Annotated in this window: 20 protein-coding genes and 1 tRNA gene; 4 read left to right on the forward strand and 17 right to left on the reverse strand. The window is 35.4% G+C overall.

Translation table 11 applies throughout. The features are described 5' to 3' along the window. Positions 1–30: 30 nt before the first annotated feature. The 10 genes from smpB to FC72_RS09165 form a co-directional block, all read right to left on the reverse strand. Complete coding sequence (gene smpB / locus FC72_RS09120; protein WP_057767004.1) at positions 31–501, reverse strand: SsrA-binding protein SmpB; 471 nt, start codon at positions 499–501, stop codon at positions 31–33. Positions 502–507: 6 nt separating this feature from the next. After that, positions 508–2,820 carry a ribonuclease R gene (gene rnr / locus FC72_RS09125; protein WP_057767006.1) on the reverse strand — a complete coding sequence of 771 codons (2,313 nt, stop codon included), beginning with the start codon at positions 2,818–2,820 and terminating at the stop codon, positions 508–510. 8 nt (positions 2,821–2,828) lie between these two features. Beyond that, positions 2,829–3,563: an alpha/beta hydrolase gene (locus FC72_RS09130; RefSeq protein WP_057767009.1), complete on the reverse strand. Its 735-nt coding sequence runs from the start codon at positions 3,561–3,563 to the stop codon at positions 2,829–2,831. A 60-nt stretch (positions 3,564–3,623) separates the two neighbouring features. After that, complete coding sequence (gene secG, locus FC72_RS09135) at positions 3,624–3,860, reverse strand: preprotein translocase subunit SecG (RefSeq protein WP_057767011.1); 237 nt, start codon at positions 3,858–3,860, stop codon at positions 3,624–3,626. An 84-nt stretch (positions 3,861–3,944) separates the two neighbouring features. After that, positions 3,945–5,474 (reverse strand): ClC family H(+)/Cl(-) exchange transporter, encoded by a 1,530-nt coding sequence (locus FC72_RS09140; protein ID WP_057767013.1) that lies wholly within the window; start codon positions 5,472–5,474, stop codon positions 3,945–3,947. Positions 5,475–5,558: 84 nt separating this feature from the next. After that, the gene (gene eno / locus FC72_RS09145; RefSeq protein WP_057767015.1) at positions 5,559–6,860 is read right to left on the reverse strand and encodes a phosphopyruvate hydratase; all 1,302 of its coding nucleotides are present in this window, start codon (positions 6,858–6,860) and stop codon (positions 5,559–5,561) included. Between the two features lie 81 nt (positions 6,861–6,941). Beyond that, entirely contained in the window at positions 6,942–7,694 is a 753-nt protein-coding gene (gene tpiA / locus FC72_RS09150) for a triose-phosphate isomerase (RefSeq protein WP_057767017.1), read from the reverse strand. 19 nt (positions 7,695–7,713) lie between these two features. After that, the gene (locus FC72_RS09155; RefSeq protein ID WP_057767019.1) at positions 7,714–8,928 is read right to left on the reverse strand and encodes a phosphoglycerate kinase; all 1,215 of its coding nucleotides are present in this window, start codon (positions 8,926–8,928) and stop codon (positions 7,714–7,716) included. Positions 8,929–9,036: 108 nt separating this feature from the next. Then, positions 9,037–10,053, reverse strand: coding sequence for a type I glyceraldehyde-3-phosphate dehydrogenase (gene gap / locus FC72_RS09160; RefSeq protein ID WP_057767021.1), 1,017 nt, complete (start codon positions 10,051–10,053; stop codon positions 9,037–9,039). Between the two features lie 35 nt (positions 10,054–10,088). After that, positions 10,089–11,135: a sugar-binding transcriptional regulator gene (locus FC72_RS09165; protein WP_057767023.1), complete on the reverse strand. Its 1,047-nt coding sequence runs from the start codon at positions 11,133–11,135 to the stop codon at positions 10,089–10,091. A 218-nt stretch (positions 11,136–11,353) separates the two neighbouring features. Here FC72_RS09165 and FC72_RS09170 point away from each other — a divergent pair. After that, positions 11,354–11,425 (forward strand) — tRNA-Arg (locus FC72_RS09170). A gap of 101 nt (positions 11,426–11,526) precedes the next feature. Next, the gene (locus FC72_RS09175; protein WP_057767025.1) at positions 11,527–12,597 is read left to right on the forward strand and encodes an acyltransferase family protein; all 1,071 of its coding nucleotides are present in this window, start codon (positions 11,527–11,529) and stop codon (positions 12,595–12,597) included. Between the two features lie 75 nt (positions 12,598–12,672). On the opposite strand, the gene kduD is transcribed toward FC72_RS09175, so the two are convergent. Further along, on the reverse strand, positions 12,673–13,488 hold the full coding sequence (kduD, locus tag FC72_RS09180; protein ID WP_057767027.1) for a 2-dehydro-3-deoxy-D-gluconate 5-dehydrogenase KduD: 816 nt from the start codon (positions 13,486–13,488) through the stop codon (positions 12,673–12,675). Between the two features lie 33 nt (positions 13,489–13,521). Beyond that, positions 13,522–14,367, reverse strand: a complete 846-nt coding sequence (gene kduI, locus FC72_RS09185) for a 5-dehydro-4-deoxy-D-glucuronate isomerase (protein WP_057767029.1) — start codon at positions 14,365–14,367, stop codon at positions 13,522–13,524. A gap of 389 nt (positions 14,368–14,756) precedes the next feature. Between kduI and FC72_RS09190 the strand changes: the two genes are divergently transcribed. Further along, the gene (locus FC72_RS09190; RefSeq protein ID WP_057767030.1) at positions 14,757–15,743 is read left to right on the forward strand and encodes an AraC family transcriptional regulator; all 987 of its coding nucleotides are present in this window, start codon (positions 14,757–14,759) and stop codon (positions 15,741–15,743) included. A 315-nt stretch (positions 15,744–16,058) separates the two neighbouring features. On the opposite strand, the gene FC72_RS09195 is transcribed toward FC72_RS09190, so the two are convergent. The 5 genes from FC72_RS09195 to FC72_RS09215 all read right to left on the reverse strand — a co-directional run bounded on the left by FC72_RS09195 (position 16,059) and on the right by FC72_RS09215 (position 22,036). Next, on the reverse strand, positions 16,059–17,468 hold the full coding sequence (locus FC72_RS09195; RefSeq protein ID WP_057767032.1) for a C69 family dipeptidase: 1,410 nt from the start codon (positions 17,466–17,468) through the stop codon (positions 16,059–16,061). Between the two features lie 92 nt (positions 17,469–17,560). Next, positions 17,561–18,631, reverse strand: a complete 1,071-nt coding sequence (locus FC72_RS09200; protein ID WP_057767034.1) for a M24 family metallopeptidase — start codon at positions 18,629–18,631, stop codon at positions 17,561–17,563. 40 nt (positions 18,632–18,671) lie between these two features. Beyond that, complete coding sequence (locus FC72_RS09205) at positions 18,672–20,024, reverse strand: peptide MFS transporter (RefSeq protein WP_057767037.1); 1,353 nt, start codon at positions 20,022–20,024, stop codon at positions 18,672–18,674. Between the two features lie 29 nt (positions 20,025–20,053). Then, a complete protein-coding gene (gene pepI, locus FC72_RS09210; protein ID WP_057767039.1) occupies positions 20,054–20,935 on the reverse strand; it encodes a proline iminopeptidase in 882 nt (293 codons plus the stop codon). Between the two features lie 21 nt (positions 20,936–20,956). Next, positions 20,957–22,036 carry a M24 family metallopeptidase gene (locus FC72_RS09215; protein WP_057767041.1) on the reverse strand — a complete coding sequence of 360 codons (1,080 nt, stop codon included), beginning with the start codon at positions 22,034–22,036 and terminating at the stop codon, positions 20,957–20,959. Positions 22,037–23,428: 1,392 nt separating this feature from the next. Here FC72_RS09215 and FC72_RS09220 point away from each other — a divergent pair. Beyond that, positions 23,429–23,686, forward strand: a 258-nt coding sequence (locus FC72_RS09220) for an alcohol dehydrogenase catalytic domain-containing protein (protein WP_157051123.1), incomplete at its 3' end; no start/stop codon positions are given.

The raw sequence follows: 23,686 nt of genomic DNA on the forward strand, positions 1-23,686 counted from the left end.
TAATCCAACTGGATTACTGCTATTTTGGATTTAATAAGCATTTTTCATTACACGTTGGATCTCACGTTCTTGATCACGACGTTTAATTGTTTCACGCTTATCATATTGTTTTTTACCTTCAGCAATGCCTATTAAAACTTTAGCAAAACCGTGCTTCAAGTAAACTTTCAAAGGAACAACTGTTATCCCTTTTTCTTGAATTGTAGAACTAATCTTTCTTATTTCCTTACGATGTAAAAGTAACTTACGATTTCTTAAAGGGTCATGATTAAACTGATTCCCTTGATCATAAATACTTATGTTAACATTCTCCAACCACAATTCACCATTTCTGGCTTGAACGAATCCGTCTCGAATGTTAATTTTACTGGCACGAACTGACTTTATTTCTGTACCTGTTAAACTTATTCCAGCTTCATAGGTATCAAGAATATTATAATCATGACGAGCTTTACGATTATTTGCCACTTCATTAGCAGCTTTTGCACGATGTTTTCTCATTATTTATCACCGTCTTTCGTATTTACCGCGTCTCTTACCGTGTCCTTTACCATTATTATTATTTCCATGGTGATTTCTATGACCACGATTTGAGTTAGAGCGACGTTTCTTAAATTCAGCTTCACGTTTTTCAACTTGCTCTTGTTCTTCTTTATTCAAAACTCTCTCAAAGTCGATCTGTCTATGTTCAACATCTGCTCTGATAAGTTTTACTTTGATAGGTTGTCCAACTTTAAAAGTCTTACCTGTTCCACGACCATGCATGGACATGCTCTTTTCATCATATTCATAAAAATCATCTTTCATATTAGAAATATGAATCAAACCTTCAACAGTATTATCCAATTGAATAAACATACCAAAACTTGTAACTGAACTTACAACTGCATCAAATTCTTGGCCTACTTGATCAGCCATATATTCTGTCTTCTTCAAATCATCAACAGCACGTTCTGCATCGATCGACTTTCTCTCACGTCCTGATGAATGTTCAGCAATCTCGCTAAGTTTTGATCCCCACTTAGCTTGTTCATCATCAGTAAATCCATTTTCAGCATAACTATGGATCATACGGTGAACTATTAAGTCAGGATAACGACGGATTGGTGAAGTAAAGTGAGTATAATACTTAGCTGCTAAACCAAAATGTCCTAATGGATTATCTGAATATCTAGCTTGCTGCATACTTCTCAAAAGCATAATTGTTACAACTGCTTCCTCAGGTGTACCAATTACCTTTGAAAGAACACCTTGGAACATCTTAGGAGTAATTTCTTTTAGATTACCCTTTACATCAACACCCATTGCTGCAACAAATTCAAAGAAATTCTTAACCTTTTCATCATCAGGTTTTTCATGGACACGATACAAGAATGGAACATGTTTTAAGCTATAATGTTCAGCTACTGTTTCATTGGCGGCCAACATAAATGACTCGATCATTCGTTCTGAAGTACCACGTTCTCTTAGCTTGATATCAATTGGCTTACCATTTTCGTCAACGATAATTTGTGCTTCAGTTTCTTCAAAGTCAATAGCACCACGAAGATGACGTTTATTAAATAAGATTTTATGTAATTCAGCCATATCAGAAATTGTCGGAGCTAAATCCTTATATTCAGCTAATAGATCTGGATCGCCATCTAAAATCTTATTTACATTGTTATACGTCATACGGTATTTAGACTGAATAACACTAGGGTAAATTTCATGTTTTACAACATTTCCTTCACCATCAATTTCCATATCACAAGTTAATGCTAATCTATCTTCTCCAGGGTTCAATGAACATATACCATTTGATAATCTGAACGGTAACATTGGAATAACACGATCAACTAGATAAGTACTTGTTCCACGTTCATAAGCTTCCTTATCAAGAGCAGAACCCTCAGTAACGTAATGAGTTACATCAGCAATATGAACTTCTAGATGATAGTTACCATTGGAAAGTTTTTCGACACCAACGGCATCATCAAAGTCTTTTGAATCATCCCCATCAATAGTAATAACCATATTGTCAGTTAGATCTTTTCTACCAACACGATCACTATCTAAAACATGATCTGGAATAGATTCAGCCTGTTCTAAAACTTCACTAGGAAATTCAGGATTAATATCGTTATCAACAACGATAGACATGATGTCAACTCCAGGATCATTCTTGTTCCCAAGAATTTCTAGAGCTGTTCCTTCCATACTTTGCGGGTGCTTGTCATTTGGATACTCATCAATTGAAACTTGAACCATATCACCCATTTGTGGATGTAGACCCTTATCAGAGATAAAAATCATATATGAAGCAATTTTCTTTTCGTGACTTTTTACATAACCAAAATGACCAGATTTTTCAACCTGAGCATCACTATATGGGTAGAACTCACCCACTACCTTAGTAAGTGAACGTTCCACAATTTTAATAATTTCACCTTCAGGTCCCTTATCGATCCAAGGATTAGAAGGTTTTGTGATTTTTACTTCAACGGTATCGCCATTAACGGCATGCAAAGTATTATCACGGGTAACAAAAGCATCTGGTTCTACTTCATCATATCTAACAAATCCAAATCCCTTATCATTACCCTTAAAAGTTCCTTCAAGAACTTTATCTTGTTGTGTCATCTTAAACTCATCTTTATTAGTTAAGGTAATTTTACCTTCACCTTCAAGTACAGCTAATGATTTAACAACACGTTTAAAAGCTGAAGATCCATGTAATCTTAACGCATCTTCAATTTTTTCAGATGTATATCGTTTATCAGGATTACTTCTGAAAAACTCCAATATATCTGCTATTAATTTCTCTTCTTTATCAGGCATTTCTATCCTCAATTGTTTTCTAAAAATTTCAATAAATCACTTTCTAATTGTTTATGTGCATGATTTATCGTTAAGACGTGTCCAGCCTCATACCAATGTAATTCTGACTTCTTTACATCTTTAGCTACCAATTCAGCCTTATCAGGATCAACCAATTCATCGGTCGTCCCTTGTCCAATAAAATAAGGTTTCTTTAATTCTGGAAGCTCGTTAGAAACAGTATCTGCTGTTTTATTAATATTTGTCAACATTAAATCTATTTTTGAACCTACTACACGCATTTTTTGTGCTATTTCGACTTCATCAAGATCATGTATTTCATAAACTTTTCTAGCATAAGTTAGGAAGGCTTTTTTTACATTCTTATATGTATCTGCATATAGTGGTGATCCGAACACACCACCAAGTTTAACTTCAGGACAATTTTCAAGCGCCTTTGTAGCAAAAATAGCTCCTAAAGATAAACCGAATATATAAAACTCATCTTTACCTTCTTGCTTTAAAAATTCAATTGCATCGAGCACTTGTTGCCACCAAATATCAGGATGACCTTTTTCTAAAATATCTAATGGCTCGCTTGTACCATGTCCAGCAAACATAGGTGCATAAACTGAATAATCATTACGTTCAAACATTCTTCCCATCAAACGCATATCATTAGGAGTCCCACTAAAGGAATGTAACAATATAATTGCTTTTTTTCCTTTATTAAAGAAAAACGGTTTTGGTTGTAGTATCTTCATAACATTCTTCCCTTCCTGATAATAAAAAACCTCCTGAGATTCATCAGGAGGATACGTTTTTTAATGAGATGACAAGTATACCAATACTAATGAAAATACAAAAAATAGCACTAGTAAAACATAAGTAACCTTAACCATTACGGCTTCAAATCCGCGTTTTTTTTGCTTGGTGAACAAATCGCCGCCACCACCGGACAATGCGTTCAAAGCATCTTGTTGCTTACTTGGTTGCATTAATACCGCGATGATTATAAGTACCGAAACAATAATTAAGGCTATTTCAATAACGTTATACACCTTATAAAAACCTCCGTTCATGGTGTTTAAAGCTGAAATCACTTCTAAAACAATAACATAATTACCGTCAAAATTCTAGTCCAATCAATTAATCAGCTCTTCAAGTATCCTCTTTATTTTAGCACGTTTAGAGGCGTTGACCATAGTAACCAACCTGTCGCCAGCTTTAATTACAGTATCACCACGCGGAATTATCTGACTTTCTCCACGATAAATGGCAATGATCAAAATATCTTTTGGAAATGGAATATCACGGATATATTTTCCTTCGATCGGACTACCTTCAAAGACAGAAATTTCTAATCGATCATTAAACTTACTAGCCTTGTTTAAAAAGCTGTTATCGATATTTAAACGTTCCTTCAATGATTCATAAATTGGAGCACCATTTAATAGATCAACAACTAGATAGGCAATCAAAGAAATAACCGCTAAAGGCATCAAATGTTTCAATGAACCTACCATTTCAGTAACCAGAATAATTGCAGTAAAAGGAGCCTTACCTATACAAGCAAAATATCCAGCCATAGCAAAGATAATCAAATTACTTTCAAATGCTAAAGGCAAAAAGCCTAAATCATGCATAAACACTGCGTAAATAGCACCGATTATTGCACCTAGATTTAAAATCGGCAAGAATATTCCACCAGGTAGACCTGATCCATAAGAAATCATAGAAAAAACAAATCTCAAAACAAAAAGACCAACTAGCATCGTCAGACCAATTCCTAATTTAGGAAGATTGATAATAATCCCGTTTCCCCCACCAATAAACATAGGGTAAAGCATTCCTACCGGAATGATCAAAATAAGTGGAACTATCCCTTGTAAATTTCTTGGGATCCTAGTTTTTGAATAAATTTTAGGCATTGAAAGTAGGACAACTTGATACAGCCTCCCTAACAGTCCTAAAACTATCCCTAGTAATAATAGATGCCAATAGTATTTAACAGGCATACTGAACTTGTATGGAACATCTAAAACAGGTCTTAGCCCAAAGACATATAATGCGACCATATTTGAACTAACCGCACTCGCCAAAGCTGTTACCCAAACTAATGGTGAAAAGTTATGATAAACCTCTTCAAGAATGAACATCGCTCCAGCAATTGGAGCATTAAAAGCAGCTGCAAGTCCCCCAGCAGCACCACTAGCAATCAAAACTCTCTGAAAAGCTCCATTTTCATGTGTCATTTCACTAAAGCCCTGCCCAACAGCAGCACCTAGTTGAATAGATGGGCCTTCGCGTCCAAGAAATAACCCAGGACCAATACCCATAATACCGCCGACAAATTTCTTCCATAGTATTGGCCACCAATTCAATTTCATTTCTCCAGATAATTGTGCTTCAACTTGCGGTATACCTGAACCAGAAATATTAGGTTCTGATTTTAAAAGAATACTAATAAAGATCCCTACTGCAGCCAATAAAATCACCAATGAAACTACAATAAGGTAATTGGACCTAGCAGCCGTATAAACGCCTTGAAATACAACTAATAATTTTGCAATAGACCAGCGAAATGCACTGACAACTAAACCAGATAATAAGCCGACAATTATTCCGCCCAAAGTTAACTTAAGCTTGTCGTTATCAGCTACTAAGATTTTCATAAATTTCACCCCGTAATTAAAAGTATAACTCAAAATTTGTGAAAAAAAAAAGACTGTCTTTCGACAGTCTAATTGAAATATCAATTATTTCTTCAAGTTGTAGAAACTCTTGATACCCTTGTATTCAGCTTGATCACCAAGTTGATCTTCGATTCTCATCAATTGGTTATATTTAGCAATACGGTCTGTACGGCTCATTGAACCAGTCTTGATTTGACCTGCGTTTGTAGCAACAACAAGGTCAGCAATTGTTGTATCTTCTGTTTCACCAGAACGGTGAGAAACAACAGCTGTAAATCCAGCTTCTTTAGCCATTTCGATAGCTTCAAATGTTTCTGTAAGTGTACCAATTTGGTTAAGCTTGATAAGGATTGAGTTTGAAACTCCCATTTCAATACCCTTCTTCAAGTAGTCAGTGTTTGTAACGAACAAGTCATCACCAACTAATTGAACCTTGTCACCAAGAGCCTTTGTAACTTTTTGCCAATCTTCCCAGTTGTCTTCGTCAATTGGGTCTTCGATTGTGATAACTGGGTACTTGTCAACGATTCCAGCTAATAATTCGATGAATTCGTCAGTTGACAAAGTAGCACCGTTATCGCCTTCACCCTTCAATTCGTACTTACCAGTTTCTTTGTTGTAGAATTCTGATGAAGCACAGTCAAAACCAATAGCAACGTCGTCGCCAGGCTTGTAACCAGCTTTTTCAATAGCTTCAACCAAAATCTTGAAAGGAGCTTCGTTGTTCTCAAGGTCAGGAGCAAATCCACCTTCATCACCAACAGCAGTGTTTAGACCGCGGTCTTTAAGCAATGATTTAAGTGCTTGGAAAGTTTCTGAACCCATACGTACAGCTTCGTGAACTGATTTTGCACCAACAGGTACGATCATGAATTCTTGGAAGTCAACGTTGTTATCAGCATGCTTACCACCATTGATAACGTTCATCATTGGTGTTGGTAGAACGTGAGCATTAGGACCACCAAGGTATTCGTACAATGGAAGACCAATTTCGTCAGCAGCAGCACGTGCAGCAGCCAATGAAACACCTAAGATAGCATTTGCACCAAGGTTACCCTTGTTTTCTGTACCATCTAATTCGATCATAGCTTGATCGATAGCTCTTTGGTCAGTAACATCCATACCAACGATCTTCTTAGCAATCTTGTCGTTAACGTTAGCAACGGCTTTAAGAACACCCTTGCCACCAAAACGTGATTTGTCGCCATCACGTAATTCAACAGCTTCGTGTTCACCAGTAGAAGCACCTGATGGAACGATTCCGCGGCCAAAGCCACCTAATTCAGTATATAGTTCAACTTCAACAGTTGGGTTACCACGTGAGTCAAGAACTTCGCGACCTAAAATATCAGTAATTACAGACATATTTTAAAAATCTCCTTTTTGATTTTAATACAGGCTAATTTTAACCTTTTTATTAACTAAAATAAATATCTTATTTGTTAATTATTTTTGAAAGTTAACTAATGCTAAGAATGATTCAGGGTCCATGCTGGCACCACCAACAAGTCCACCATCAATATCTTCTTTAGACATTAATTCTTTAACGTTTGCAGGTTTAACTGAACCACCATAAAGGATACGTACCTTATCAGCAGTATCAGCATCATACAAACTAGCAATCTTTTCACGGATTACGTGAACCATTTCTTGTGCTTGATCAGCAGTAGCAGTCTTACCAGTACCGATAGCCCAGATTGGTTCGTAAGCGATAACTGATTTAGCTAAATCTTCAGCAGAAATGCCTTTAACAGCAGCTTCGATTTGACCAGTTACCCAGTCTTCAGCCTTGCCAGCTTCACGTTGTTCAAGAGTTTCACCACAGCAGATGATAGGTAGCATGTTGTTCTTAAGAATAGCATGTGCCTTCTTGTTAATATCTTCGTCAGTTTCACCGAAGTATTGACGTCTTTCTGAGTGACCAATAATTACATAGTCAAGACCCATATCTGAAAGTGCCTTTGGTGAAGTTTCACCAGTAAATGCACCGGCGTCTTCAAAGTAGCAGTTTTCAGCAGCTGTCTTAAGAGGTTCGTCTTTTGAGAACCATGTAAGAGCGTTTAAATCAATAGCAGGAGCACCAATAATAGCTTCTACGCCAGATTCTGGCAACTTGCCTTTGATAGCTTCTAGAAATTCTTGGGTTTCTTGAGGATTTTTGTTCATCTTCCAGTTACCCGCAATAATAGGTGTACGCATAAATTAAATTCTCCTTAAATTATTTATCAGAAATTGAATCAATACCAGGTAATACTTTACCTTCTAGATATTCAAGAGAAGCACCACCACCAGTTGAGATGTGTGTTAGCTTATCAGCAATACCTAAACTCTTAGCAGCAGCAGTTGAATCACCACCACCAACGATTGTTGTAGCATCAGCTAAGTCACCAAGTGCACGACCAACTTCTAGTGTACCTTCAGCAAACTTGCTCATTTCAAATGCACCCATAGGTCCATTCCATACAACTGTCTTAGCACCCTTCAAAGTATCTTTGAACAATGCAATTGACTTAGGTCCGATATCAAGAGCCATTTCGTCAGCAGGGATATCAACACCATCAGTAGTTGTAGCATCAGCATCATTTGAGAATTCTTTTGCAACGATATGGTCTACAGGAAGAACAATCTTGTCGCCTGCTTTTTGAAGGAGGTCTTTAGCAAGTTCAACTTTGTCTTCTTCGAATAATGACTTACCGATCTTGTGGCCTTGAGCAGCCAAGAATGTATAAGCCATTCCACCACCGATAATGATGTGATCTGATTTTGGAATCAAGTGTTCAATAACACCGATCTTATCTGAAACCTTTGCACCACCAAGAATTGTTACAAATGGGTGTACAGGATTATCAACAGCGTTACCTAAGAACTTGATTTCTTTTTCCATTAAGTATCCAGCAGCAACTGGCTTACCAGCAGCCTTCATAGCTGTTGAGATACCAACGTTTGAGGCATGGCTTCTGTGAGCTGTACCAAAAGCGTCGTTGATAAATACGTCACCAAGTGATGCCCAGTATTCACCAAGTTTTGGATCATTCTTGCTTTCACGTTTACCAAAATCGTTATCGATATCTTGGAAACGAGTGTTTTCCATCAATAGAATGTCACCATCATTTAATTCGTTGATAGCATCTTCAAGTTCTTTACCTTCGTTAGTTGGTACGAACTTAACTGATAGTCCACTTAGTTCTTGTAATTTTTCAGCAACTGGCTTCAATGACAAAGCTTTCTTGTCTTCATCACTCTTAATTCTGCCCAAGTGAGAAAGTAAGATAACCTTACCACCTTGTTCAGCTACATATTTGATTGTTGGAATTGCGGCAACGATACGGTTTGTATCTCCGACAACACCATCTTTGATTGGAACATTGAAATCTACACGCATTAAGACCTTTTTGTCTTTTACATCAACGTCAGAAACAATAAGTTTGGCCATTATAAATCCTCCAAATAATTATCTTAAAAAAATAGCGGAAGGAGTTTACCTCCCTCCGCCAATTTAAATCACTAAATTAGTCTGTTTTTTTGCTAGAAACTAATTAAATTAGTTTAATGTAGCAAATTTTTCAAGTGTACGAACCATTTGTGCAGTAAATCCTGATTCGTTGTCATACCAAGCAACAGTCTTTACAACTTGGGCGTCACCTGAACCAACGATTTGTGTTTGTGTTGGGTCAAATACTGAACCGAATGAAGTACCAATGATATCTGATGAAACAATTTCGTCATCGTTGTAACCGAATGAAGGATTGTTGTCAGTATACTTCTTAACAGCAGCATTAACTTGGTCAACTGTAACTTCTTTGTCAAGAGTTGCAACTAATTCTGTAACTGAACCTGTGATAACTGGAACACGTTGTGCATGTCCATCAAGCTTACCTTTAAGTTCAGGAACAACAAGACCAAGAGCCTTAGCAGCACCAGTTGAATGAGGGATGATGTTTGCAGCAGCAGCACGTGCAGCACGAACATTACCTTTACGTTCTGGACCATCTTGAAGTTTTTGTGTAGCTGTGTATGCGTGAATTGTTGTCATTGTACCAGCTTTGATACCGAATTCTTTGTTAACGGCATTAGCTAATGGTGCAAGACAGTTAGTTGTACATGAACCAGCTGAAGCGATCTTAACGTCATTTGTAAGAATATCATCGTTAACACCATAAACAACTGTAGGCATGTCACCTGATGGAGCTGAGATCAATACACGTTTTGCACCGGCATCAAGATGAGCTTGTGCCTTTTCTTGTGATGTGTAGAAACCAGTACATTCAAGAACGATGTCAACACCGTCATTTGCAACCCATTTAAGGTCTGCAGCGTTCATTTCAGCATATACAGGGATTGTCTTACCATCAACGATGATAGCATTTTCTGTAGCACTGATTGAATCAGCCTTAAAGTTACCATGGGCTGTATCATATTTTAATAGGTGTGCAAGCATTGCAGGTGATGTCAAATCGTTGATTGCAACAACTTCCAAATCTGTGTCGATTGAAGCAATACGACGAAATGCCAAACGACCGATACGTCCAAATCCATTAATACCAACTTTTGTAGTCATACAAAAATTCCTCCTTCAGGAAATTAAAACTAATATTATTTTAAAGGGTTATCCCTTAAAATCAACTCTGAGGCACCCTCATCTGTTATTAAAACAGTATGAGTTGGTGCATTGTTCATATATGATTTAATCGCATCGGCCTTCTTTTGACCACCAGCAATCGCTATCACATATTTTATTTTATCAAGGTCCCGAACATGAAGTCCAATCCTAGGTACCTTGTAGACAAGTTGGCCTCTTTGATCAAAGAAATCTCCAAATGCCTCGGATACAGCATTGCTGTCTAAGACATTCATTTTCTCCTCAGGAGATAAATTCCTTCGATCGGCCATAATACTTGCCGTTCCAATGCTGTGAATAACAACATTACTCTTATATATTAAATCAAGAACTGATTTAATTGAAGACTCTTTTTGCAATGATTCAAAGCTTTCAGCACTTATATCTTCTGGAAGGTATAAAGCACGATACTGACCATGTGTCTTTAATGCCATTTCGGCACAAACACTATTTGCTTGAATCATTACTGACTCACCTAATCCTCCACGAGCTGGTAAAAATAACAGCTTACGATTCTTAGATAAGTTAGATGAAAGATTTTGAGCAACTCGTGCCATAGTAGTACCACCTGTTACGGAAACAATACTTTTGCCTTCAGGTAAGATCGAACCAAGCAATTGATTAAGTCTTCGTCCAAAGGAATCTATAACTCCGTGTTGTTTATCAGCATTACCTGGCAAAACAATACAACGTGCGATTCCAAGTTTTTGACTTAACTTTTTTTCTATCAGTGCAGTTCCTTGATAACCTGCAAGAACTTTTCCAAGTTGTCTTGCAACATGACTTCCCTTTTCGGTAAGAGACATCCCCGATTTAGATGAAAGAATCAATCCTTGATTTCTTAATAAATCGGTTTCTGTTCTCAAACTGCGTTCGGTAACGTCAAGGTCATCGGCTAACACTCTACGCCCAACAGGTTCCATTAATGAAATACTCTGAAGAATTTTAAATCGCTTTTCCAGAGTCTTAATGAAGTCTGGAGCAATTAGATCAAGCAATTCTAAATCTTCATTATTAGTCATTTGATATACTCCATGGGACTTAATCCGTCCCTGTATGTCTATTTACGACCCATGTACTTAAAAAATAAAAGCCCGGATGACCAAAGTCATCTCTTAAGCACACTGATTATTATATACGGTATTATTATTTTTTCAAGACTTAAGCTCCAAAAAATTCCAATGATTACGCTTTCTTAGCAATTTACTTTTCGTTAATTAATGAGATAATATTTAAGTATGCGCTGTTAGTGTAATGGATAGCACATAGGATTCCGGTTCCTGGGATGCGGGTTCGACTCCCGCATGGCGCATAGTATCTACTTATAGTAGTAGAAACAAGGTCAAAACTCACATAAAAAGGGTTTTGGCCTTTTATAATAATCACTTTTAATTTAGGGGGGGATTCTTCTATATGAAAGAAGAAGTTACTGATATAGGAGATTATATGAAGGTCTTTGCTTGCACGGCCGTTATGATGCAATCTGTACTTAGTATGGTTTTAGCCACAAGCCCTAGCCAAAACTATCAAATAACGATTGGTATTATATATAACCTAGTAAAATTCACAGCACCAGTCTTTATATTTGGAATCCTATATTCAACGACTAGAAATTCAAAGAAAAAATATTTGCCATATTTAAAGACACAATGGTCGGCACTATTTATACCAACTATTATTTGGACATCGATCTATCTACTCGTATTTCCAAAACTTCAGCAAGTTAATTCATATCATAATATAGGTGGCTTTATCTGGCAGTTTGTTAATGGAAACGCTGCTCCACATTTATGGTACAACACGATGATGTTGCAATTTATCATGTTAATGCCAATTTTTTGGATTTTAGCAGATTTTATTAAAAAGAATAGGAATTACACTTTTATGATAGTCGCAGTATCAACTGTTGGTTACTTTATCTGGATATACTTTTATGATTTAACAGTATTTAATGGTGTTCATAATCAAGATTGGTACCTATTGGACAGAATATTTATAAGTTTTATTATCTATGGAATATTAGGTACTTTAGCTTGGGTCAAACGAGTACAACTAGAAAAAATCATCAAAGTAATTTGGCCATTTTTAATTCTTTCATTCATTGTCGTATTTGCGTGGACAAATAGAGAATTATTCTCATTTGGTTTTCCGATTCATTTAAGCAATGCCCCCTACTATAAACCATCAATGACTATTTATTCATTAGTAATAATTGGACTAATAATAACTATCGCTATCAAGCAAATAAATAGTTCCTCTAAAAATTTACCTTTAATACATTTTTTGGCAACATATGCTTATCGTGCTTATCTTTCTAATGTTTTTTGGCTTCAAATCATTTGGCAATTTGGTGGAAAAAACATTGCCTATATCAATCCTTTATTAGGAATAATTACCTGTTACTTATTAACATGGATCTTATCTTTTAGTTCTGCATATATTTTTCATATAATTTGGAGTAAAGCAAAAAGAGTGGTGCTTTAAGCATCACTCTTTTTTGGATGATATTTTTATTTTAAAGAATCCGCATATCTTTAAAATTAATAACTAAACTCTTTTTTAACGTACTAAGTATCCACCATCAACTGCTAAGATGTGTCCACTTACGTAGTTTGAAGCTTTACTTGCTAAGAATACTGCAACTCCCATCAATTCTGATGGTTCTGCCCAGTGTCCTGCAGGAATTCTATCAAGGATTTCTTGATTACGAGCTTTGTCAGCACGAATTGGTGCTGTATTAGCTGTCTTGATATAACCTGGTGCAATCGCATTAACTTGAATATTGTATGCACCTAATTCACTAGCAAATGATTTTGTTAGTCCTGCTACACCATGTTTTGAAGCTGTGTATGATGGAATGAATTTTCCACCTTGGAATGACAACATTGAACCGATATTGATGATCTTACCTGATTTTTGTTTTGCCATTTCTTTAGCAGCGGCCATTGACATATGGTATACAGCGTTCAAATTAATATTAATAACTTGGTCCCAATCTGAATCTTTTGATTCAAGCAATGGGTTACGACGAATCATACCAGCATTATTGATCAAAATATCGATGTGCCCAAATGTGTCGATAGCTTTTTGAATAACTTCTTCAGGAACGCCATCTTTTGTTAAATCAACGTCAGCAAATTCTACTTTATGTCCACGTTTTTCGATCATGCTACGTGTTTCATCCCATTCAGCTTTACCAAATGTAGGAATAAAGATATCTGCTCCAGCTTCAGCTAATGCAACAGCATATCCTTGTCCCAAACCTGTATTACCACCTGTAATAACAGCAACTTTTCCTGTTAAATCGAAAAAGTTCATCTTGAATTGGTCTAGTGCTTCTTCATTTTTCTTAATTTCTTCTGGTGATTGTGCCATTGTTATTCGCTCCTATTCGAGTAAGTTTTTTTATTATCTTAATTCGTCCATTGCAACTGCATCCATATCATCATATGTTTGGTTTTCACCACACATAGCCCAGATAAATGCATAATTTGTTGTACCAACACCACAGTGAATTGACCAACTTGGGTTAATAACTGCTTGTTCTTGTGACATAACGATATGTTTAGATTCATCAGGTTTACCCATGAAATGGAAGACTCTTGTATCAGGAGCACCAAATTCAAGATACATATAAACTTCCATTCTTCTTGCATGTGTATGTGCAGGCATTGTATTCCATGATGAACCTGGTTCTAGAACTGTGTAGCCCATTTGTAATTGGCAAGTATCCATTTGTGATGCATCGATATATTTGTAAATAGTTCTCTTATTCATATGTTCTTGGTCACCAATTGGCATCTTAAGTGCATTAGCAAATGGCAACTTCTTATTTGGATAAGTCTTGTGAGCTGGAGTTGAAACTACATAGAACTTAGCAGGATCTGTGGCATCATCTGATGCAAATACCACATGTTCTGTTCCCTTTCCAATGTAGTAACCATCATGTTTAACCATTTCCTCTTTTTTACCATCAATAGTAATGGATCCCTTACCACCAATATTGATAACACCCAATTCACGGCGTTCCAAGAAGTACTTAACACCTAATTCTTTATCCAACTTAATTTCTAGTGGATCTGAAGCTGGTGTAACACCACCAAAGATCATACGATCGTTATATGTATAAGTTAGAAGAATATCTCCTGGTGTGAACAATTTTTCCATCAAGAATTGATCACGTAATTCGTCTGTTGAATAGTGCTCAATATCCTTAGGACTGTGTGTATAATTTGTTTCCATTGAAAATGACATTTGAAACCTCCTTGTTTCTTATAAAGAAATTAAATATCTCATCTGTAAACCACATCTATAATATATCTCATCGCTAATATTTTTTCAACCGTTTTCATTGATTAGTTCAAATATCCTTTAAAGGGTGTCAATTAAGTGGTTATTGGCCTAAAATTTCTAGATCTGTACCTTAATTTAAGGTACATTATTTAATACTGCTTATTAACTTTAAAACATAGATGTAATTTAAGCGCGTGATTAACGCCAACTTTACACTGCGTGTGTATTCGCTTACAATATCAATACATTTAGCTCTAATTTTTAAACGATCATAAATAGATAAAAAAGTATTTAATATACATAATCAGCCAAAACAGTGACTTTAAAATAAGACAGGAGGATATTTCTCAATGAACGAAAAACTAGATAATTTTCTTTTTCATGAGACCAAGATCGAAAAGGCTCAGAGGAAAAACCATAAGTTTATATCAGACTTCCCCGACACTGCCCTAATAAGACACGACCAACAAATGAAGTTCAACAATTCTTTTTTCTTCAAGAAAAAATCCATCTTTATAAATAAGCACAACCGCTATGCCGATTACCCACTACATTCACACGATTTTTTTGAAATAAACTACATTTACTCAGGTCACTGTACACAAGTCATAAATGGACAAGAAGTTAATTTAAATAAAGGTGATTTGTTGATATTAGATATCAATAGTAAACACTCCATAAAATCACTAGGTAAGCATGATATTTTGATAAATATCCTCTTTCAAAATAAAGAAGTTAACTTAAGTTGGCTCGATTCTTTAAAATCAAATCAGAGTGTTCTCTTTAACTTCTTACTAAATACTTCAATGAATAAATCAAGTAAAAATCAATATCTACTTTTTAGAAATAATCAGTCTTTAACTATTCAACCAGAAATAAAGGAAATTTTATCTGAATACTTCTTTCCACTTGATTTTTCGGGAACTATTATTAGCTCTTATTTAGATATTCTATTAACAAAACTTTTGAGACAATATAATCCTGAAATGATAAAGAACAACAAAATAACCAAAGATTCAACGTTGAGGCAAGTCTTTAGTGAGATAGAAAAGAATTCTAAAACATTAACACTGAATAACTTGGCTGAATCAATGAATTACAACAAAAACTACTTAAGTAACTTAATAAAGAATGAAACGGGATTTACTTTTACCGAATTATTGAATAAGCAAAAAATATTGAAGGCTCACCTAGCTGTTGTATCTACAAATAGATCTATTCAAGATATTATTGGCGAAGTCGGATATTCAAATCGAAATTACTTCTATAAGATATATTTTGAGAACTACGATGAGTTGCCTAGTGAGACTCGGAAGAATTTGAAGTTGATGGAATGAAATTGTCTGTGATATTGCTTTTTTATGATTAAAGAAATCCATTCCATCAACACAAAATAGGTCTTCTCCTTTTGTTTTTCCTCAGCTTGCTACTAAACGCGCAACCTAACACAGCTTTTTCTGATTAAAGCAAACAATTCCATCAATCCAAAATCAGATTTCTCCTTTTATTTTTCTCAAACTTGCTACTAAACGCGCAACCTAACACGGTCAGCTTTTTCCGTTTAAAACTAACAGCCCCATCAATCCATTCGGATTGATGGGGCTGTTTGCTTTAATACTCGAAAGCTGACCGTGTTAGGTTGCGCTCTCTATTTAACCATTTAAATCAAAGCTCAATTTCATCTTTGGTGAACCTACTTCGATCATTTGTCCAAATAGCTTGATTGATCTGTCATATGATTCTTTAGCTAATTCTTCATTAGCTTTTGTCAATAATGCTGGAATATCATTTGATTTTGCGGCTTCTTCATCGGTAGCAATTTGAATATTTCTAAATTTAGCTACTGCTTCTAATTCAAATGTATTACGTGCATCTTGATATAGATCATAATCGTAATCACCTAATAAGCCCATGGCATGGCTGATCCAATATACATACTTAGGATCAAATGAAACTGTTGTATCACGATATGTTGCAGGTGTGTCATTTACATTTGTATAGAATGGTACAATTGCTCCAAATGTATTTACACCGAATAGTAACCATTGAACGGCAGCAAATTCCTTAGGAACGTCATTTCTGATTTGAAGAATATGAAGACTGTGGTTACGGTTCATTCCGATTGGACGGAACATCTTCTTTTCTTCTTCTGTTCCCATCTTGCCATAAGGGTCATATGGTGTGTTCTCATAGTGAGAACTCAATGCAAATTTAACATCTTCGATTGAGAGTTTCTTATTTGCATGACAAATGAATGGAAGATCTTGATCTCTTGGATCTTGTTCAACATCTGGTGTAAAGAGTTTTTGAATATACCATGCACGAGGATTGTTATATTCTGAATCTCTAACTGTTGAGCTACCAAAGATATGGCGTAAGTTATATTTACCAGTATCTGGGTTCATATGATACTTTTCAATTAGATCTTTTAATCCAGTTGAACTCATTGTGTCATCTGAATCAAAATCAAAGTCATCAATGTTCATTCTATTAGGTGCAACAACATAGGCATCGTCAGGAATTCTTACGGCAGCCCAGTTATGTCCACCAATTGTTTCTAACCACCAAATTTCATCTTTATCAGCAAATGAAATTCCATTTGGTTCATAAGTTCCATATTTTTCTAGTAATGCTCCAAGATGTTTAACACCTTCACGAGCGCTGTGAATGAATGGCAAAGTGATAACTTCAAGGTCCTCTTCGCCAAGTCCTTCCATATTATATGGATCTACTCCCAAAATTCTTGAGTTAGTTGTAATTGTTTCTGTTGCTGACATAGAAACATTTTCACTGTTGATACCTGATGAACCCCATTGTCCTTCAACAAGATTTGATCTAGGCGTCAAAGTAACTTTCAATGGATTATCTGGTAATTCCACTTCTAGTCCTGTAATAACTGACTTATAGATTTTTGGCTGTTCTTCAGGTTTAACAACGATAAATCTTTGAGGTTCGATTGAACCATGAGCATCGTTATCTCTACAGATCATTGTTGATCCGTCAATTGTTGCATCTTTACCTACTAACATTGCTGTACATGAACCACGAAATACTTTCTTCATAACTAATTCACTCCTCAAATAAATTGTTAAATAGTATTTTTAAAAGTAATAAATAAGTAATTATTTTCCCGATGAATCTTAATTAAATAATTCTAAAGCTCGATCAAATCATGAGGGATATCGATCATATTTTCGTATCCGTCATCTGTTAGAACAACTTGATCTTCAATTCTTACACCACCCCAGTTAGGGATGTAAATACCAGGTTCAATTGTTACAACTGTATTTGCTTCCAAAACATCATCGTACTCTTCAGCAAGATATGGTGTTTCATGAACAAATAGTCCAATAGAATGTCCGATCTTGTTATATGTCAAAGGAACATATTCTGTACCCTTAAGCGGTTTGATTGATTCTGGATAAACATCTTTACAGTTAACGCCTGCTTTCATAATACCTTCAGCAGCTTCAAGACTTTGTCTTACATAGTCGTAAACTTCTTTTTGTTTTGGAGTTGCTTTACCAACAACAACAGTTCTTGTCATATCTGACATGTAGCCGTTATATTGGCAACCAAAGTCCATTAATACGAAGTCTCCATATTCAACGGCCTTTTTTGAAGGAATACCATGAAGCAATGAAGTTGTTGCACCTGAAATCAAGATATTACCATAAGGTTGTGTGTCGGCACCTTCTTCAACCATGTAAAGTGATAGCTTAGCTGCAAGTTCCTTTTCAGTAGCTCCAACCTTGATATCCTTTAAGATACGTCTGAAAGCACGACAAGCAATATCACATGCAATTGTTAAATATTCAATTTCCTTAGGTGATTTAACAACACGCATTCTGTCGATAACTCCACCAGCTTGAATTAGATTTGCATCCAATTTTGTCTTGAAGTCATGATACATATCATAAGTCATGTAGTCATCTTCAAAGGCAACTGTTTTAATACCTTCAGCTTTAACTACATCGGCAACTGAGTCACCAACTGTTCTTCCTGGAAGACGCCAATTAATAATGTCATAATCTGGAATTTCAATTTCTGCTTGTTCTGTGTATCTAGGATCTGTAAAGAAGAATTGTTTGTCTTTTGTAAGTAGCATGTAGGAGTCGTCTCCTGTCCAGCCACTAGCAAATCTAATATTTACACGTTTTGCAATATAAAACGCATCAATATTCTCATCTTCCATATACTTGCGAATCTTTGATTCATTCATCATAATTCACTTTCCCTCGTTTCTTTAAGCTATTAAATATCCGTTAGTCTTTTTCAAGTTTGTCTAGTTTTCTACTTGAAATCCAAAGAATTACACCTAAACCAATAATGATAACGGCCAAAATTCCGTAACCTGATTGGAATTTACCTGGATTAGAAGTCTTCAATAGTGCGTAAACATTTGGATATAGTAATGTTGCAAAGAATACGGCGATAGGCCAGAATCCAAGTAACATACCCATAAGTTTAGAAGGAGCTAGCTTAGTAATAAATGAGTTACCTAGTGGTGAGAATACCATTTCACCAACTGACATAAGAATACCAACAAGAACGATCCATAGTAGGTTTGTGTGACCTTTACCGATCATATCGGCAAAAATCATAGCAACATATGAGATACCAATGAAGATCATACCTAGTGATGTCTTCTTGAACATACTCATATCACCTTGTGGACGTGCTGCAAGTTTTGTCCATAATTTACCAAGAACTGGTCCTAAAACAATACATGTCAAAGCATTAACTGAATCAAAGTATGATGTTGGAACATTAAAGTTACCAATCATCCAATTAGCACGGTTCAAGAATCCTGCACCGTCACCATGTCCGAAGTAGTAATAAACTGGCATATAAGCTAAGTACCAAACCATCCAGAAGACGATTGAGAAAATAGTAACCAAGATAATAGCTACAACACGTTTTTTATCTCCGGCTGAAAGTGGAGCATTTTCTTCTTTTTCTTTAGCTTCTGTTTCTTTAAATTGACGTTGGTCAACCTTAAATGGTTTCTTACCTGCATCACCAAGTGATTTTTGATTTAGTAAGAACACAATTGCGTCAAGGAAGATGAATAGTGAACAAACTAAGAAAACGTTGTTAAATCCAATAATAGGAATAAGTAAAACAATAAATGTAGTACCAGTAAATGATCCGATATTAACGAATGTATATTGAACTGAGAAAGCTTCATTCAATTCCTCTTCGTCATCGAAAAGTAATCCTGTAATACCAGAAAGATTACCTTTAAACATACCTGTACCAACTGAAACAAGAATGATCATGGCCCATACCAATCCAATTGAAGTTGCTCTCCAAGTGAATAAGTATCCAATGGCCATCAAAATCATACCTGATGGAACCAATATTCTTGGACTGATCCAATAATCGGCTAAATATCCACCAATAACAGGTGCAATATAAGTCATAGCAACGAATACGGCTGCCATTGAAGCAGCTTTAACATCAGTCAATCCAAGTCCACCTTTACCAACAGTAGTAGCAATCCAAATTGCTAACATATATTTAACTGTATAAAAGGCAACACGTTCAAATGTGAATCCTAATGAACAAATATAAAAACCAAATGGTTTCTTCTTCTTAATAGGTGCTGCGTCCATAGTATTTCCCTCTCTCTTTTTAAAAATAACTAGTCGTGGTTATCCAACCAGTCTGTAAGTATCCTTGCATATTTGTCATGTTCTTCAACGAATGGCATATGACGACTATGCTGGAATAATTCCCATCTTGAATTAGGAATCCCGTCGTACATTGTTTTTGCAATGAATGGTGTACAAAGATCATTAGTTCCACTTGTGATAAGAGTTGGAGTTGTAATGTCTTTCATTTGATCCATGTAGTTATAGTCGTGTAGCGTACCTTCTGGTGAGTACTCATTTGGACCCCATCCTACGATATAGCTTTCAGTACCAGCTACTTTCTTACGACGTAATGGTTCAGGAGAATCAGCCGTTGGTGTAGCTGCAGCATGCATCTCCATGAAACGATCATTAGCTGCCACATACTTAGGCTCATCGTAATTTCCGGTTGCTTCAGCTTGTGCGATGGCATCTTGATCTTCTTGTGACATATGACTGATCATTCTATGTTGCTCAGATGCCCACAATTTTGCTGAAGGTAATGTACCTGATAAGATAAGACTCTTTACACCCTTAGGCTTGTAGTCACACATGTAAATGAAAGTTAACATTCCACCCCATGATTGACCTAACAGATGAATTTCATCTAGCCCAAGATACTTTCTAAGTTCAATCAGTTCTTCAGCCCATGTTTGTTTTGTCCAAAGCGATGGGTTTGAAGGAACTGCTGACTTACCACAACCTAGTTGATCGTACATGATCAATTGACGACCATTTACAGCAATGTCATCTAGTAGTTCAAAATAATTGTGAGTTGATCCAGGGCCTCCATGAAGTAATACCAAAGGTGCCTTACCATTGCCTTTTTCACCAACAATACGGTAGTAAGTCTTGTAGCCTTTATACGGCATATAGCCTTCTTCGACTTTCATGAATATTGAACCTCCTCTTTTTTATTGAATAATTTCTAAGTCGTCTGGATATTTATTCAAGTTTTCGTATCCATCTTCAGTAACGATTACCAAATCTTCAATACGAACTCCAACTTCACCAGGAATATAAACACCAGGTTCAATTGAGAAAATGTTTCCTACTTCACAAACATTGTGGTTAGCAGTTGAAACGTCACCTGTTTCATGATCTTCGATACCGATAAAGTGTCCAAGACGATGTGTGAAGTATTCTCCATAACCTTTTTCAGTAATGTAATCTCTAGCAGCTGCATCAAGTGTAGCTAATTCAACACCTGGTTTGATAAGTGCCATTGCACGTCTCTTACCTTCTAGAATTGTTTCGTATACATCACGAGATTTGTCAGACACTTCTTTGTAGAAGAATGTACGTGTCATATCTGAACAATATGAATCTCTTACACAACCAATATCAACAACAATACTGTCGCCTGGTTTTAATCTTGAGTCGTCTGGTTCTTGATGGTGTGGGTCTGCTCCGTTTGCACCATAAGCAATGATAGGATCGAATGAATAGCCTGAGTCACCTAATTCTTTGTATTTTTCACCAAGTCTTTCAGTGATTTCGATTTCTGTTAAATCTTTTGAAAGTTCATGCTTAACAAAATCGGTAGCCAATTCATTGTCAGCTTGTGCCTTACGCATAAGGTCTTTTTCTTCTTCATCTTTGATTGCACGTGCATCATCAATGATTTCAGATCCGTTGCCTAATTTAGCATTTGGTACAAGTTCCATTAAGTGAAGTAAGAAGTGTGATGGCCAGTTCTTATCAATTCCAAATGAACCATTAACATCACAGTAATCTAGTACTTTCTTAACGCCATCATCAATATCATCGATGAATACTTTTTCAATTCCAATATCTTCTGTAATTGGGAATAACTTGTTTACAACAAGTGTATTCTTACCGTCAGCTCTAATTACTAAAACAAGTAATCTTTCGCCTGGATGGATCCATAATCCAGTAAGATAGAAAATTGCTGTAGGATCTGAGATCAATAATTGATCATATCCCTCTTCCTTCATCTTGTTGGTAATGTTCTGAACACGACTATCTTTCATTTCTTAGTGCCCCCTTTTTTATTTTAAGCATTATCAAGCACAAAATTGTTAATATTTTCACAAATAATTTCAAAAAAAAGTAAACCCACTATAGGGCCTGATAACGCTTTCGTAATTTCAGTGTACTACATTGCTATAAATATTCAAAGCTAATTTATTAAAATTTTTATCTAATTTTTAAGTTACTTTTTTTATAAAATGTGTTCACCACAGATACTACACAAGTATATTCTCAGAGTACACAATCTAACACCTTGATACATAAGCGATTTGTCTAAAAAAGCTAAAAAAGAGTTAAATACGCTATTCATTAAACGGAAATAAATTTAAGTAAAAATTACATGCTTGTTCATGTATATATTCGATAATCAAAATAAAAAAGTTATCATTCAAATTTTAGGTTTTAAACGATAACTTTTTTATGTGATTTTCTCACAATATGTACATTCTATTTAAATATATTTTTTTCATAATCAAACTGCACGGATATATTCAACGATTCGGATACTCTATGTTGAAAGTGAATCTATTACTATCTTCTAGCAAAACTGGTGTGACGGGTTAAATTGCTAATATCTACATACTTTTTTGACAAGTTTCTACTTATTATAATGTTTAAATTCTAAATAGATTAAATGTTGCCGTCTCTGGGTACAATAAATGCTTACGCTGTGGGGATCGATTGGAGCCTCGGTCTCCAATCTCGATTTTGAACTTCGCAAAGTACGCGAATTTCAAAACTCGTCCCGTTGTGTAAGGGATAAATCACTAACACAACCTTCACTGCTATCAGCATTTATTGTACCCAGAGACTCATCTACCTGATATTTTTAATATAGTAGAATCAAAAATCACATCCAATTACTAATTCGTAGTAACAATATCACAGTTAAAAATTTTAGTATCAGATTTACAGTCCAAGCCACTTATGTATATAACATATTTTCTCTTCTTAAAGATTAATTCTTTGATTTTTTAATGTTAACGTTTCAATTATTAAAAATTTCAATAAACATTCGATTATTTTTAGATTGATAGATATAATTTTCACATTTACTTTTTTCATCTTATAGTACTCTTATCACACTATTTAGTATCTAAAAGGTTATCGATAATCAATCATCGATTCACTTTATATACTCATTTATTTTTGTTAAATAATTGAAACTCAATATTTGAGCGTTGATATATCAAGTATTTAACGATTGTTAAAAAATGATATTGCATTTTATCTACTTTTGCGATACTCTCTACAATTCAGTTTCCTTGATTATCATATTTCAATTGATTTGATCATCTTCAATACGCAATATTGCATTTACATATTAATAGTGAAATAATTATCAATTGTAGAAAGCATTTACATATTAAAAACTGAGGAGAGATTTACGTATGAAAATTAAAGCTGCTGTAGTTGATAAAGTTAATGATCCATTCGTTATTAAAGATGATGTTGAACTAGCTGACCTTCAAGATGATGGTCTTCAAGTTAAAGTCGTTGCTTCTGGTATTTGCCACTCTGATGAAGCTCTTAGAAAAGGTGACGCTGCCTTTAGTTTCCCTGTTGTCCTTGGACATGAGGGTTCTGGTATCGTTGAAAAAGTTGGTAAGAATGTTGAGAACTTTAAAGTCGGTGACCACATTATCATG

The organism is Companilactobacillus tucceti DSM 20183, from assembly GCF_001434665.1.
Taxonomy (GTDB): Bacteria; Bacillota; Bacilli; order Lactobacillales; family Lactobacillaceae; genus Companilactobacillus; species Companilactobacillus tucceti.